This window comes from Amycolatopsis circi, from assembly GCF_003385235.1.
In the GTDB taxonomy this organism is placed as follows: domain Bacteria; phylum Actinomycetota; class Actinomycetes; order Mycobacteriales; family Pseudonocardiaceae; genus Amycolatopsis; species Amycolatopsis circi.
In genome coordinates this window covers 18,013-32,129 of the sequence record NZ_PQIA01000064.1, presented here as the reverse complement: position 1 = coordinate 32,129, position 14,117 = coordinate 18,013, and the positions used below count along the sequence as shown (strand labels likewise).

The following is a 14,117-nucleotide window of genomic DNA, read 5'->3' as shown; positions in this document are numbered from 1 at the left end:
GCGGCGCCTCAGACGTCGAGCGCGGTGCCGTAGAGCCGCTCGACCGGGAGCCGGATCACGACTCGCCGCTCGTCGACCTGCTGCTTCAGGAAGGCCTCCGCGTCCTCGGGCCGCGCGGTTTCCGGAAGCATCGCGAGCAGCTCCTGTCCCACCGCGTCGCCGGGCACTTCGGTGACCTCGGAAACCTCCGCCTGCCCTTCAGCGACGGCGAAGGACCACACGTCCTCGCCCTGAACGTGCAGCGTCGCCCGCGGGTTGCGGCGCAGGTGACCGACCTTGCTGCGGTCGGCCGTCGTCGAGAAACGCACCGTCCGGGCGTCGGGATCCCAGCTGTACAGCATGGTCGTCAGATGCGGCTGACCACTGCGTTTGATCGTGGCGAGCGTGCCGAACCGCTGCTGACCGAGCAGGTCCGAAAGGGCTTCGTCGGACAGCTTCCGGGGTGCGGGTCCTTGACTCATGCCTTGCCCAACTCGCCGCCGGTCCGGCAAATTTCCGCGAGTACCCCTATTTTCCGGCGCGCAGCCCGGCGATCCCCACTTCGAGCGCCGCTTCGAGATGCTCCGGCTCGCCCGTGGTCAGCAGCATCAACACCCCGCCCTGCACCCCCGCCAGCAGCGCCGACGCCGCCTGCTTCGGGTCCAATCCGGGCCGGACTTCCCCCGCCGCCCGCAGGTTTCCGATCCCCGCGGTCAGTTCGCAGAGCCAGCGCTGCATCAGCTGCGCGACCACCGCCTGCGCACCCGGCGTATTGCGGCCGATCTGCGACATCACCACGTTCAGCGGACAGTGCCTGCCCTGCTCGGTGTAGTGCCCGAGCACCACCTTCTGCCAGGTCCGGAAGTCGTCCCAGGTGCGCAGCGTGCCGAGCGACGGCTGCTGCACCTCCAGCACCCGGTCCGCCTCCCAGCGCGCGACGGCCAGCAGCAGTTCTTCCTTGCCGTCCGGGAAGTAGTGGAACAGCTGGCTTTTGCTGGTCCCGGTCTGCGCGCGGACGTCGTCCAGCGTCGTTGCGAGGACTCCCCGGTCGCGGATCACCTCGGCCGTGCCTTCGACGATCCGCTGTCGCGTCGCCTCGCCCTTGCGCGTGAGCGTCATCGTCTGCCTCCCGAATGGACCTGCTAGTCCACTCTAGAACGCGGCTCCTCCGTCGGACCAGGACGTCTGGCCGAAGTCCTCGTCGTCCACCGGCGCGCGACGTGGGCGAGGCCGTTCCGGCTCCGGAGCTTCCTGGACTTCCGCGGCCTCAGGCTCGGGCTCCTCGACGACGGCCGCAGCTTCGGGAGTGCCCTTCGGCCAGACGCACGGCGACGTCGCCCCCAGGTAGAGCTTCCCGAGTTCGTTGGCCTGCAAGGACATGTCGAAGCCGTCGCGCTCGTTGCGCGCGAAGACGTACTGGTCGGTGGGCCGCCGGTCGGTCAGCACGGTGAAGCCGTGTCCCTGCCACCACTTCACGACGGCCTCGAACTGCGCCTTGAAGGTGTCCGGTTCGAGGCCGGTCACCTCGTAGGTGGCGGAGATCTCGAACCGTCCCGCCGGACCGTGGTCGGTCGAGTCGGTGCATTCGGAACGGTTGCGGGAGAACAGTTCCCGTGCGGCGGGCGCGGGCAGCACGGAGAACGCGCCGCGCACGTACGCCTCGACCTGGTCGCGGGCTTCGTTTTCGGTGATCGTGGGGTTCATGGCTTCACCTCCTGGGGAGCAGGCTACGAGAGGAAGGGCGGCGAGGCAGGCCAGCGCGGTGCGGCGCGCCGTCACGCCGGCAGCCCGGCGATGATCCGGCCGAAGCTGCGCAGCGACGGGTTGTTGTCCTCCCAGTATTGGCTGTGTGCGGCCCCGGACAGGCCACCCTCGTACCACGGGCCCTTGTCGCCCGGCGCCGATTCGAAGACCTGGCCGCCGAAGCCGCCGCCGGCCGGGCTGGGGCCGAGCGGGTCGTGTCCGGGGAGGCCGATGTTGGTGATCTTGATGAGGTCGTGCTTCGCGACCGTCGAGTGCACGTGCTGGGCGACTTGGTCCTGCGGCACGCCGTCGAGATGCAGCTGGTTCGCATGCTCGACGCCGACGCCGGGGCTGCCGACGAAGATCAGATCGTCCGCGTTCAGCCCACCGTCGCGAGCCGCGTGGCCGATCACTGTCGTGCCGTAGCTGTGGCCGAGCACGGTGTTGTGCGACGGCTGCCCCTCGTGCGTCGCCCGCAGGCCGTCTTCGAATTTCGACAACGACTCCTTGCCGCCGTCGGCGTATTTCTCGCTGGCAGCGTCCACGAGTTCGTTCGGCGCGTCGTAACCGACCCAGGTGATCACCGACGTCGACGGCGAGCCCGCCATCGTCGCCGACTGCCACATCTTGTCCGACCGGCCGAGGTCGCCGCCGATCTTGGCCAGCTCGCTGCCGGTGCCAGGAACGTACGTCGCGACATTCGCCGCGGTGTCCGGGTTCCCGGCCGCGACCACCGCGGTGCCGTCGCCGCTGACGTCGAGCGAAATCAGGAAGGCAGGCGGTTTGCCGTCGCCGGTGGCCGCGAGCCGGTCGCGGATCGCGGTGAGGCCGCGCAGCTGTGCGTCGTCGCCCTTCCGCTTGTCGATTTCCTGTTGCAGCACAACGCGATTCGCCGCGTCGCGATCGACCACCGGGATGCCGTCGAGATTGCGGATCAGGTCCGGGTTGTCGCGCAGGATCGAGGACTGCGCGGAGTCGGACAGGCTGTCCCACCACGCCCGGTTCTCCGCCGGAGTGCCATTCGGCTTCGGCTGGCTGCTGGTAGCCGTCGCCAGCGCGACGACGCCGGACCCGCCGCTTTCGCCGTTCGTCGCGCGGTCAAGCACAACAGTCAGATCAGCGTCGACATTGGTGGCGTCGCGGAGAATCTGCCCGACACGGTCGGTGACCTCGGCCTGCCGCTCAGGTTCGCCGCTGACCCCGCCGCCGTCGTCGATCCGCATTCCGTTGCGCGAGGCGAAATCGTCGACCTCGCGCACCGCGGAACTGATCCGCTCGACCGCCAGTTGCGCGTCGTGCACCCCGCGCCGGACCGCTGACACGTCTGTGGTCAGCTGCCGCAATTCCGTTGCCAGCGCAGTACCTTTGGCTGTTGCCGCGTCCGCTGCGTCGCCTCGCCAGGAGCCGAACTTCGTCATGGCGTCGGCATCGTCGTTCGCCCCGGTGAGCCGGGCAGCCCGGGTGCCGAGCGCGTCGACCGCCGACGCGAGGTCGGCGGGATTCCAGCGCCGGACGTCTCCCCAGGTGATCATCGGCCCGCCGCCGCGATCTCGCCGGTCGCGTTCCGGTCGCTGTCGCGGTAGCCGGCCGCGGCCTGGTCGAGGTTGCCCGCGTAGGCCTCGGTGTCGGCTGTCCACTTCGGAACGACTTGGCCCCAGGTGCCGGACAGGCGATCCGCCGCGGCGACGCTCGTGCCGCCGGACAGCCCGACCCCGGCGAGCGCGCCCGCAAGGTCCGCCGCCCGCACGGTCGCCGCCGCCTGACGCGCCCGTCCGGCCGCGGTCGCGACCTCCGCCGGAGCGACCTCGAAACCCGTTCCCATGCGCATCTCCCCCACCGCGGCGACCGGACGACCCGTACGACGGACGTCCTCGGCAGCCGGTTCCCCACAGTTCGACCTTCGCGGAAACTCCTGCCATGATTGCCCCGCCAAGGCTCTGACCTGCGAAAACCCTCGCCTAGCTTGTCCACATATGTGAACGCTAGTCACGTGACTGAATAGTTATCAGCCCGCGTCTTGCCCGCCGCTGACCAGCGTGTGACTGTGTACGGCGAAGTTCGAACCGGACGCGACTGGACCGGCGCGCGACGAGGAAAGGCGTTGCGCGGCGGCGGGTTCAGCCGTTCCGCAGTGCCGGACCAGTCCGGCAGTCCTTGTCCCTCGACCCCCACTCGTCCGGCCCGGACGGCGCTGGCCTTCCGGTCAGCGGACCAGGACCGGCCGGCCATCCCGGAAAGAGACGGCTCGGCAATGACACAGACAGCCGCGGCGCGACGGCCCATCGGCAGAACGACGCTGTACTTCTTCGGTGCCCTCGGCGGCATCCTGTTCGGTTACGACCTCGGCGTCATTTCCGGGGTGTTGCCGTTCATCGGCAAACTCTGGGGCCTGTCCGGCTGGGACAAGGGCGTCATCACGGCGAGCATTTCGGTCGGCGCGATCGTCGGCGCGAGTTTCTCCTCGCGGCTCAACGAACGGCTCGGCCGCCGCCGGACGATCATGGTGGCCGCGGTCATCGTCGTCATCGGCACGCTCGCGGCCACTTTCTCGCCGACGTTCGCGTTGCTGATCGTTTCCCGGCTGGTGATCGGCGTCGGAATCGGCCTTTCGTCGTCGACGGTCCCGACCTACCTGTCGGAACTGGCCCCGGCGCGGCTGCGCGGGGCGATGGGCGCGCTGAACCAGATCTTCATCGTGCTCGGCATCCTGATCGCGTTCCTGGTCAGCTACGGGCTCGGCACGTCCGGAAACTGGCGGCTGATGTTCGCCGGCGCGATCGTGCCCGCGGTGATCCTGCTGGCGGGCTTGGGATTCCTGCCCGAAACGCCGCGCTGGCTCGTCGCGAACGGCCAGGAGGAGCGGGCCCGCGCGGTCCTGCTCAGCTCGCACGGCGGCGGCGTGAACGTCGACGAGGAGATCGGCACGATCCGCGAGGTGATCCGGCTCGACTCGGAATCGGCGAAGACCCGCTTTCGCGACCTGCTGACGCCGACCGTGCGGCCGATGCTCGTGGTGGCCCTGCTGCTCGCGATGGGCCAGCAGTTCAGCGGCGTGAACGCGGTGAACGCATACTTCCCGACGATGCTGATCGGCCTCGGCTTCGCGACTCAGGCGGCGCTGCTGTCCGGCGTGCTGCTGGGCGTGACCAAGTTCCTGTTCACCGCGTGGGTCGTGTTCGTGGTCGACCGGTGGGGCCGCAAACCGCTGCTGCTGATCGGCAACGTGCTGATGGTCATCACCCTGGTCGGGGCCGGGTTCATCGTGCTGGAAGTCCACGACACGGCGACCAAGGGCATCCTGATGCTGGTCGCGATGGTGCTCTACCTGGTCGGCTACGAACTGGGCTGGGGCGCGGTCGTGTGGGTGATGATGGCCGAGGTGTTCCCGCTGAAGGTCCGCGCGGCGGGCATGGGCGTGAGCAGCGTCGTGCTGTGGGCCGCGACCGGCATCATCAGCGCCGTGTTCCCGATCATCTCCGACCCGGGCGCACTCGGCCTCGGCGGCTCGATGTTCCTGTTCGCGGGCATCAACGTGGTCCTGTTCTTCCTCACGAAGTGGCTCGTCCCGGAAACCAAGGGCCGGAGCCTGGAGGAAATCGAACTCGACCTGCGCGGGCGGACGCATTCGAAGGCACGCGCCTGAATTTCCTCTCGGGGTACGGCCGGGCGGCAGGGGACTTCCCTTGCCGCCCGGCTGTTTTATCGGCCCAGCTGTCGGTACTGCCGGGTGGCGAGCGGCAGGAAGACCGCCGTCAGCACCGCGGTCGCGACGGCCGCGACCGGACCCGCCCTTGCCGAGGTGCACGAACCCACGCACTTCCCGTAGCCGAGTCCGACTGACCATGCCACGACAGATGCGAACACAGCGATAAGAACTCAACACAAACAGTGACCAGTCTGGTTTGAAATGCTACGCTTTGCCCGAAAGCTACGCAGGGGAGGCGTACACCGTGGTTGAAGCCTGCCGTTTCGACGGTCGGGAAAATTGGCTTGTGCCAGCTGTTTCATCAGCGCAGGAGACCTTCCGCGCGGCCATCGCCGCAGCCGGCCTCAGACCGCTCTGATCGCCGGGGACGGACCGGTTCCGCACCCGGAGACCTCCCCTGCCCAGCAGCCGCTCGTCCACGGAGGGACCATGGAAATCGACATCCCCGCACTGGATTTCACCAGGCTGAAAACTCCCGACGAAGCAACCGCTCGTCGGCAAATCTACGAACTCACCCACCACAACGGCTCACCGCTGATTCCTGCGGAGACTTACCATGCAGAGGATTCCAGCGGGTCGATCCGCCTCACTGTCAACCGCGATGCGCACTTGACAGATGCCCATATTGACACCCGATGGAATCAGCGAATCCCGATCGGCCAATTCGCCGAAGTTCTGTTCCGGACCTATTTGACCGCCTTGCAGCGAGTCGCGCTGGTCGAAGCGGAACGACCCCGCCCGGAAGCGGAACCGCAGCGGCCGCCACAGGACAACGAGACAGTCCGGGAACCCCTGAACATCGAAGAGACCGTGGAACGCGCCAGTTACGAGCTCGAAAAGATCAATGAGCGGGTCGACCGGATCGAGCAGTCAGGCGGACAAGTCCGACCGGTCGAGGAACGCCAGTTCAGCAGCCCCCACGGAAGCCTGGCGCTGGTAACGCGCAACGGCCAGCCCATTGGAATAGCGGGAGCCACAGATCGCCTCGAACAACTGGCACCAGTTCAGCTCGCCCGCGAAATAGAGAAGCTCTTCGAGACGGCAGGCGTCGGCCTCCCCTCGAACGACTTCCAGCCACCCCGAGAACCGCCGGCGAGGCGACCTGGGCCGCAAGATTCCGATGACGACTACTTTGACAACTTCAACATCGAAGGGTAGTTCACCATGGCCGGATACAAGGTTGTCACCGACGCTCTCCGAGAAGAAGCGAAGTGGTGGAACATCCGCGCGGACAGCATGAGCGAAATCACCAAGAATGTGCAGGGCACGAATCTGGACACCATCGCGTTCTTTACCGGCGACCCGATCACCCTGGGCCTGTCCGCGCTGAGCGCGGTCCCGGAGAGCAAAGCCTACCGGGAATTTGGCTCCTGGACGGAAGCCACGCTTCGCCAAGGGGTCGAACAGTTCCACGATTTGGCGGCGGTCCTCGAGAAGATCGCCCGAAAGTACGACGAGGCGGAAGAAGTAGCCGAGATCGACTTGAACAAAGCCTACGAGAAATAGATTTCGAGACAGGGGTACCATGCCGCTCACCGCAGAAGAACTCATCAGTCCACTCGAAGAGGCTTTCGACACCGTTCGCCGGATCATCAAGCAGATCATCGACAAGTTCAATGCCGCAGTCGATCACATCAACGACTGGAGCTTCCTCCTCGGCCCCCTCATGGAGACGATCAAGATTGGCCTGGACAACGTCAAGGAAGGCCTTGACAAGCTCTACAAGCTTATCGAATACGCCCTTCGCCACCAAGTTCCGATCATCTCGCTCGTCTACCAGGCGTTCAGGTGGATCGACAGCGTGCAGCACCCGCTGAACGGCGTCTACTCTCAGACAAATCCCGGCTCAGCCCAAGCACCGTCGTACCACAACGAAGAACTCGCCAAATGGCAAGGCGACGCAAAAACCGTGTACGACGGAAAGGTCACCGAGCAGGTCAACGCGATTGACGCGATGGGAACCAAAGCCGATTCTATCAGCAAATGGCTGATGGACATCGCGCAAGCCAATGTGCGTTACATGTCCGAGCTTGCCGCACTGGCGAACAATTTCCTGGGCGCAATCGCCGGAGCCGCCATCGACGCGGCGACCGTGGTCGGGATCCCCTTCTCCGTCAGCAACCTGTCCAGCGCTGTCGGAGGATTGGTCACTGACGGACTCAACCTCCTAGTAGGAATCGCGAACCGGTTCATGGAAACACTCAGCCGGATTCGAGACCTGAACAGCTGGATGAACGACAAAGCGCTTCCCGCGTCTCGATGGCCGCAAGCGGTCCACTCGGCTGGAGCGTGACTGTGCGCCCGAGCCATCCGCCGACCGCACCAACGCCGCAGCAGAAGATGAAGACGAGCCACCGGGTCGCACTCTGGTCCGGGATCTGCGTAGCCGTCGTGGCGACCGCACTGGCAGTTTTCTGGGCAACGGGCTTCGGCTCGTTCCTCTGGGGCACGGACCACAAAACCTCAGACGCTACGCCGGACAAGTACCGCGATACCGACTTCGCCGCCTGCACCGACTTCACGACCCGCAGCCCCGAGCTTCCGCGGGATGCTTCCGAAGTGGCCCGCAACTGGTATCCCGAAATCAGCAAGGACGGTATTCTTCTCTGCAGCTTCACCCCCCCGGATCAACAGCGGCCACTCGTGCGGCTGCAGGCAAGCTGGTTCGCGACAACCGCCGCGCAGTCCGGCAGCGAACACGCCAACACCAATTTCACCGGTGCCTCCGCCCTAAGCAACGACGACAGTCCTGTCGGTCTGACCTTCGGAGACAAGGCTCGCTGGCTCCCGGAGAAAAGCCAGGCGGACTGCGGACTGATCTTCCTGGATCGCAACGCCGTTTTCCAGATCCATTACACCGCGGCCACTCCGGGCGGAAACCCCGAGTCCTGCCGCGGTCCGCTCCGCAAGATGGCCCAGGCGCTGTACACCGCTGCGCAACCGCGATAGCGGCCACGCAGGCAGGGCCAATCACCTGCCAAACTACGGCGACGATCGCATCGCCTGTCGCCGAATCCCGCCTGACGATGGAGTCTCGGAGCGGAAAACCTGGAGCGCGGCCGCCACACCACGGCGTCGTGCGCAAAATCCGGCCAGCGCCAGACTTGTCCCAGCACCACCTTGCCGGACACGATCGGAACGGCCCCCGCGAAACCACCGCACTCGATCAATTCGGCAAGGTAGACGTCTCCGTTCCAGATGCGGGACGTCGACCTCCGGAGCCCATCGCGCACAACCCAGCAGCACTGACGCAAGGCGCTGCGGGACCACCGCATCCGATCAATCCGGCAGCATAGGCATCTCCACCCCAGCTTCATGACTCAACAGCGCCGCACGGGTCAGCGCGGCCGCGCCGAAGCGGTTTCGCAGGGCGTCCACTGCTGAGTCCAGGGCGGTGGCTTCGGCGGACATTGCCGGGCGGGACGGTTGGTCCAGTGGCAGCGCCAACTGCACCGCACCATGGCTGTCGAGGTTCGAGAACGACAGGCCCAGCAACGTCAACCCCCGGTCGTACACCAGCGGTTGCGCCGCGGTCAGCAGACCGCGGGCAGCGCACAGCAGCGTTTCCGTGTGGTCGGTGCTGTCGGCGAGCGTGTGCGACCTTGTGGCGCGGGTGAAGTCCGCGAAGCGCATTCGCAGCACCACCGTCCGGCAGACTCGCGACGCGCCGCGCAGCCGGCGCGCTAATCGGTCCACAATGGACACCACGATCTCGTCCAGTTCGGCCGGGGAGCGGGAACGGCGGCCGAGGGCTCGTTGCGAGCCGATCGAGCGGCGGCGTTTTCCCGGCTGGACCGCGCGCGGGTCGCGGCCGTGGGCCAGTGCGTGCAGGTGGCGTCCGGAACCTGGGCCCAGCATGGAGACCAGCGCCGCCTCGGGCAGTTCGGCGACTTGACGCACGGTGCGCACTCCTCGCTCCCGCAGCTTCGCCGACGTCACCTTTCCCACTCCCCACAATCGCTCCACAGGCAGCGGGTGCAGGAACTCCAGCTCCCGGTCGGGCGGCACCACCAGCAGGCCGTCCGGTTTCGCGACGCCGCTCGCCACCTTCGCGAGGAACTTCGTGCGCGCCACCCCTACCGTGATCGGCAGCCCGACTTGCGCCAGCACCTCCGCGCGCAAGCGCACCGCGATCTCCGACGGACGCCCGGCTATCCGCCGCAGCCCGCCGACGTCCAAGAAAGCTTCGTCGATCGACACTCCTTCCACCGCCGGCGTCGTCTGCCGGAACACCTCGAACACCGCCTTGCTCGCCGCGCTGTAGACCGGCATCCGCGGCGGCACCACCACGGCATGCGGGCACAACCGCCTCGCCTGCGCCCCGCCCATCGCGGTGCGCACGCCCAACGCCTTGGCCTCGTAGCTCGCGGCCAGCACCACGCCACCGCCCACGATCACCGGCCTGCCGCGCAGCCGGGGATCGTCGCGCTGCTCGACCGAGGCGTAGAACGCGTCGAGGTCGGCGTGGAGGATCGGTCCTTCGCTCGTCACGAACATATGTTCGCATCGAACCCCGACAAAAACCGGAATCTGTTCACTCGAACGGAGTAGAAGAATCTCTCGGAGGCCTCGCGGAACGCGCTAATCTCTCCCCGTGCGGCTCGCCCTGTTCGACCTCGACACCACGCTCGTCGATCGCGCGGAAGGCTTCCGTCGCTGGGTCTGGGAGTTCTGCGCGGAACACCGGCTCGCCGACGCGGACGCCGAATGGCTCATCGCCGCCGACGACCGCGGCCGCACCGACCGGGCGACGTTCTTCAAGAACCTCCGCGAACGTTTCGACCTGCAAGAACCCGACCTCGAAGACGGCTACCGCGAACGCTGTCCCGCACTCGTCCCGGCAGCACCCGGCGTGCTGGCCGGCCTGCCCCGGCTGCGCGCGGCGGGCTGGCGGATCGGCGTCCTCGGCGAAGGCGAACCGCAGCTGTCCACGCTGCTGTGCACCGGGATCGCCGGGCTCGTGGACGGCTGGGCGCTCGCCGGTCCGGATGGACTGTCCACATCGGACCCAAAGCTGTTCGCGCTCGCCGCCGAACGCTGCGAGACCACCCTCGACAGCGCGTGGCTGGTCGGCGCGGACGTCGAAGCCGGGCGGTCCGCTGGCCTGCGCACCGTGCGAGTCGGCCCGGACCGCGACACCGCCGCTGCGATCGCGCTGCTGCTCGAGAGCTAGTTCTCAGAGTCGATCTGCCAGGCGCCGTTGTGCTGCGACATCGTGTAGTGGTGCGTCTGTTTGATCGTGCCGCTGTTCCGGGAGTTATAGGTGATCACCGCACTGAGCGTGTTGTCACCGGTGACCTGGACGTCGCTCGCAGTCACCGAACTGAACCGGCCCCACCACGCCTTGTACTCGTCGAAAGTCTGATTTTTGTGCGCGGCACGGAACTTGTCGCTGATCATCGCCCAGCCGCCCTCCAGATTGCTCGGCAGGTACGAGAAGTAAGTGCGAAGCGCGGAGGCCATCGCATCCGGCGAGTTCGCCGCGGAGCTGGATGGCGGAGCACTGCTCGACGAAGGCGGACTCGACGGTGAAGTCGACGGCGAAGGCTGCGAAGCGGACGGAGTCGCCGGAGCGCTGGAAGCCGCAGAACTCGCGGGCGGCGGCGGGTTCGCCGACGGGTTTTCCTCCCCGTGGTTGCGGGTGAGGACGACGGTGACGATCACGGCAATGACGACGAGCAGCGCGCCCGCCCCAGCGAAGATCATCCCGCGGCGTCTTCGGTCCGATCCCGCGGGCGGCACAGCAGCGGCACCCTCGGCCGGAACCGCGACCGTGGTCGGCACGACCGGCGGTTTGGCCTCGGGCAGCGTCAGCGGTTCCGGAACGGTCGCGACCGGGGTGACGCCGCCGTCGAGTTTGCGCAGTTCCGCGACGACCTCGGTCATCGACGGCCGGTCCTCCGGCTTGAGCTCCAGCAGCTTCAGCAGCAGCGGCTCCAGCTTCCCGGCCTGTTTCGGCGGGTTGATCGAACCGCTGGAAACCCGGTACAGCAAGGCGATCGCGTTGTCCGCGGTGCCGAACGGCGGGTCGCCTTCCACCGCCATGTAGAGCGTCGCGCCGAGGGCGAACACGTCGGAGGCGAAGGTCGCCTCCTCGCCGCGGGCGACCTCCGGCGCGAGGAACGCGGGAGTACCGGAGATTTCGCCGGTCGCGGTGAGCGTGACGTCGCCGACCGCGCGGGAAATGCCGAAGTCGGTCACCTTGACCGTGGTGCCGTCGTCGCCGAGCAGGACGTTGCCCGGTTTGACGTCGCGGTGCACGATGCCCGCCCGGTGCGCGGCGGCCAGCACGCCGGCCAGCTGCACCGCGAACGGGATCGCCTCGTCAACGGTCAGCGGGCCGTCCTCGCGCAGTTTCACCGCGAGGCTGCGCGAGGGCAGGTACTCCATGATCAGCCACGGCCGGTCCTCGTGCTGGACCACGTTGAACACCGAGATGGCGTTCGGATGCTGCAAGCGGGCGGCGATGCGGGCCTCGCGCATGGCGCGGTTGCGGGCTTCCTCGACCTTGTCCTCGCCCTGGTTCACGGGCATGAGGAGTTCCTTGACCGCGACGACGCGGCCGAGGATCTTGTCCTCCCCGCGCCAGACCATCCCCATCGCGCCGCTGCCGATCAGTTCGACGAGCTCGTAGCGACCGGCGACCTGCCGGCTCTCCTCGGTCAACGGAAAACCCTTCGGTGCGACATCATCCACGGACGGCGATCACCCAGTTTTCCACGGACGGCCCGAGCCGGATCCGCGACCCACCCGCGCCCGGCCGGGGTTGCTCCGGGTGGCCGAGTCACGACAGGGTGAGCACATGACCACGACGGCGCCGTCTTTCCGGAGCGTGTTCCGGATGGGCGAATTTCGTGCGCTCTGGCTCGCGCACGTGCTGTCGGTGGCAGGTGACCAATTAGCGCGAGTCGCGCTGACTGTGTTGGTATTCAACCGAACGGCGTCCGCGGGTTGGGCCGCGGGGACGTACGCGCTCACCTATTTGCCGGACCTTCTCGGCGGCGCGCTCGGCGGACTGGCCGACCGGTTCCCGCGGCGGACCGTGCTCGTGGTCGCGGATGTCGTGCGCGCACTGCTGGTCGCGTTGATGGCGATTCCCGGCATGCCCTGGCCGCTCGCCGCCGGACTGCTCGTGGTCGTGCAACTCGCGGCCGGACCGTTTCAGGCTGCGCGGCAAGCTGTCCTGCCGGACATGCTGGGCGAAGAGAAACTGGCGACCGGACAAGCGATTCTCTCCTCGACGTACCAGGCCGCGCTGGTGATCGGCTTCGGCGCAGGCGCCGCGGTCGTCGCGTGGCTCGGGGTTTCGGGCGCGCTGTGGGCGGACGCGGTGACTTTCGCGGTGTCGGCAGCCGCGCTGCGCTGGGGTTTGCGGCTGTACCCGGTTTCGAAGGTAGCCGAACACGCGCCGCAATGGGCGTCGCTGAAAGCTGGTTGCCGGCTCGTCGCACGGGACCGGAAACTGCGGTCACTGCTGGCGATCGCGTGCTGCTGCGGGTTCTACGTCGTGCCGGAAGGACTGGCGGTGCCGGTGGCCGCGCAACTCGGCGGCACCGGCGTGCTCGGCTGGCTGCTGGTGGCGAATCCGATCGGGACGCTGCTCGGCGCGCTGCTGATCAGCCGGTTGCCGCGGGCGCGGCAGGTGCGATGGCTGGGTCCGCTCGCGGTGGCGAGCAGTCTGGTGCTGCTGCCGACCGGCTGGACGCCCGCGCTGCCCGTGGTCGTGGCGGTCTGGACGGTCTCCGGGATGTTTTCCGCGCACGACCTGATCACCCAGGTGCAGTACAGCCTCGCCGCGCCGCCGGAACAGCGCGGCCAGGTGATCGGGGTCGCGATCGCGGCGCTGCGGGCGGCGCAAGGCTTGACGATCGCTGCCGCGGGCGCGCTGGCTCTGGCCTTCGCGCCGACGACAGTGGTCGCGATCGCCGCTGTCGCCGGAGCCGGATGCGCCGGTCTGGCCGGGATCGCGTGGGCGCGGGCGGTGCGAACGGACCGCGCGGTGCGGCCCCGCCGAACTCCCCTCGACGAGGCCACCCCACCTCCCGCGCCGTAATCCGCGGGACGGGTGTGCCGCGGGACTGGTTCGGATCACGTCCAGTTGTTGTCACGCATGCCCTCTCACCTCCTCGTGGGGCGGGCTGGGGAGGTGGTTCAGCGGGTCCAGTTGTTGTCACGCATGGCGGCGGTTCCTCTCATGGCTCGACGGGCGGTGGTTGGCGGGGTTCAGCGGGTCCAGTTGTTGTCACGCATCGCAGCGGCTCCTCTCGCGGCTCGACGGGCGGTGGTTGGCGGGGTTCAGCGGGTCCAGTTGTTGTCGCGCACGGCGGCGGTTCCTCTCATGGCTCGACGGTCGATGGTTGGCGGGGTTCAGCGAGTCCAGTTGTTGTCACGCATCGCAGCGGCTCCCTTCGCGAGTCGACGGGCGGTGGTCGGCGGGATTCAGCGGCTCCAGTTGTTGTCACGCATCGCGGCAGTTCCTTCCGTGGCTCGACGGTCGGCGGTCGGCGGAACTCAGCGAGCCCAGTTGTTGTCACGCATCGCAGCGGCTCCTTTCTCGAGTCGGCGGTGGTCGGCGAGGTTCAACGGGTCCAGTTGTTGTCGCGCACGGCGGCGGCTCCCTTCGTGACTCGGCGGTCGGTGATCGGTGGAACTCAGCGAGTCCAGTTGTTGTCACGCATCGCGGGCAGCT

At 67.5% G+C, this 14,117-nt stretch carries 15 protein-coding genes; 7 read left to right on the top strand and 8 right to left on the bottom strand.

What is annotated here, in order from left to right:
* Positions 1–8: 8 nt before the first annotated feature.
* From D0D37_RS25350 to D0D37_RS25330, 5 genes are all read right to left on the bottom strand, one after another.
* On the bottom strand, positions 9–461 hold the full coding sequence (locus D0D37_RS25350; protein ID WP_116203068.1) for a pyridoxamine 5'-phosphate oxidase family protein: 453 nt from the start codon (positions 459–461) through the stop codon (positions 9–11).
* A 46-nt stretch (positions 462–507) separates the two neighbouring features.
* Positions 508–1,098: a TetR/AcrR family transcriptional regulator gene (locus D0D37_RS25345; RefSeq protein ID WP_116203067.1), complete on the bottom strand. Its 591-nt coding sequence runs from the start codon at positions 1,096–1,098 to the stop codon at positions 508–510.
* 33 nt (positions 1,099–1,131) lie between these two features.
* A complete protein-coding gene (locus tag D0D37_RS25340; RefSeq protein ID WP_116203066.1) occupies positions 1,132–1,683 on the bottom strand; it encodes a hypothetical protein in 552 nt (183 codons plus the stop codon).
* 71 nt (positions 1,684–1,754) lie between these two features.
* A complete protein-coding gene (locus D0D37_RS25335; RefSeq protein WP_116203065.1) occupies positions 1,755–3,254 on the bottom strand; it encodes an alpha/beta hydrolase in 1,500 nt (499 codons plus the stop codon).
* Positions 3,251–3,544 (bottom strand): hypothetical protein, encoded by a 294-nt coding sequence (locus D0D37_RS25330; protein WP_116203064.1) that lies wholly within the window; start codon positions 3,542–3,544, stop codon positions 3,251–3,253. Before D0D37_RS25330 ends, D0D37_RS25335 begins: the two co-directional genes overlap by 4 nt.
* 429 nt (positions 3,545–3,973) lie before the next feature.
* Between D0D37_RS25330 and D0D37_RS25325 the strand changes: the two genes are divergently transcribed.
* Positions 3,974–5,365, top strand: a complete 1,392-nt coding sequence (locus D0D37_RS25325; protein WP_116203063.1) for a sugar porter family MFS transporter — start codon at positions 3,974–3,976, stop codon at positions 5,363–5,365.
* A gap of 56 nt (positions 5,366–5,421) precedes the next feature.
* Here the strand turns inward: D0D37_RS25325 and D0D37_RS46830 are convergent, their stop codons facing one another.
* Complete coding sequence (locus D0D37_RS46830) at positions 5,422–5,571, bottom strand: hypothetical protein (protein ID WP_162834465.1); 150 nt, start codon at positions 5,569–5,571, stop codon at positions 5,422–5,424.
* Between the two features lie 286 nt (positions 5,572–5,857).
* On the opposite strand from D0D37_RS46830, the gene D0D37_RS25320 reads away from it, so the two are divergent.
* The 4 genes from D0D37_RS25320 to D0D37_RS25305 all read left to right on the top strand — a co-directional run bounded on the left by D0D37_RS25320 (position 5,858) and on the right by D0D37_RS25305 (position 8,377).
* Complete coding sequence (locus D0D37_RS25320) at positions 5,858–6,586, top strand: hypothetical protein (RefSeq protein ID WP_116203062.1); 729 nt, start codon at positions 5,858–5,860, stop codon at positions 6,584–6,586.
* 6 nt (positions 6,587–6,592) lie between these two features.
* Positions 6,593–6,934, top strand: a complete 342-nt coding sequence (locus tag D0D37_RS25315; RefSeq protein ID WP_116203061.1) for a hypothetical protein — start codon at positions 6,593–6,595, stop codon at positions 6,932–6,934.
* A 19-nt stretch (positions 6,935–6,953) separates the two neighbouring features.
* Complete coding sequence (locus D0D37_RS25310) at positions 6,954–7,721, top strand: hypothetical protein (RefSeq protein WP_116203060.1); 768 nt, start codon at positions 6,954–6,956, stop codon at positions 7,719–7,721.
* A gap of 98 nt (positions 7,722–7,819) precedes the next feature.
* The gene (locus tag D0D37_RS25305) at positions 7,820–8,377 is read left to right on the top strand and encodes a hypothetical protein (protein WP_162834464.1); all 558 of its coding nucleotides are present in this window, start codon (positions 7,820–7,822) and stop codon (positions 8,375–8,377) included.
* Between the two features lie 330 nt (positions 8,378–8,707).
* Here the strand turns inward: D0D37_RS25305 and dinB are convergent, their stop codons facing one another.
* On the bottom strand, positions 8,708–9,925 hold the full coding sequence (gene dinB, locus D0D37_RS25300; protein ID WP_116203058.1) for a DNA polymerase IV: 1,218 nt from the start codon (positions 9,923–9,925) through the stop codon (positions 8,708–8,710).
* Between the two features lie 97 nt (positions 9,926–10,022).
* Here dinB and D0D37_RS25295 point away from each other — a divergent pair, with 97 nt between their 5' ends.
* Complete coding sequence (locus D0D37_RS25295; RefSeq protein ID WP_208720140.1) at positions 10,023–10,601, top strand: HAD family hydrolase; 579 nt, start codon at positions 10,023–10,025, stop codon at positions 10,599–10,601.
* Here D0D37_RS25295 and D0D37_RS25290 read toward each other — a convergent pair.
* Positions 10,598–12,094, bottom strand: coding sequence for a serine/threonine-protein kinase (locus D0D37_RS25290; protein ID WP_116203087.1), 1,497 nt, complete (start codon positions 12,092–12,094; stop codon positions 10,598–10,600). The two genes, D0D37_RS25295 and D0D37_RS25290, sit on opposite strands and share 4 nt — an antisense overlap.
* 136 nt (positions 12,095–12,230) lie before the next feature.
* Here D0D37_RS25290 and D0D37_RS25285 point away from each other — a divergent pair, with 136 nt between their 5' ends.
* Entirely contained in the window at positions 12,231–13,481 is a 1,251-nt protein-coding gene (locus D0D37_RS25285; RefSeq protein ID WP_116203057.1) for an MFS transporter, read from the top strand.
* Positions 13,482–14,117 lie beyond the last annotated feature (636 nt).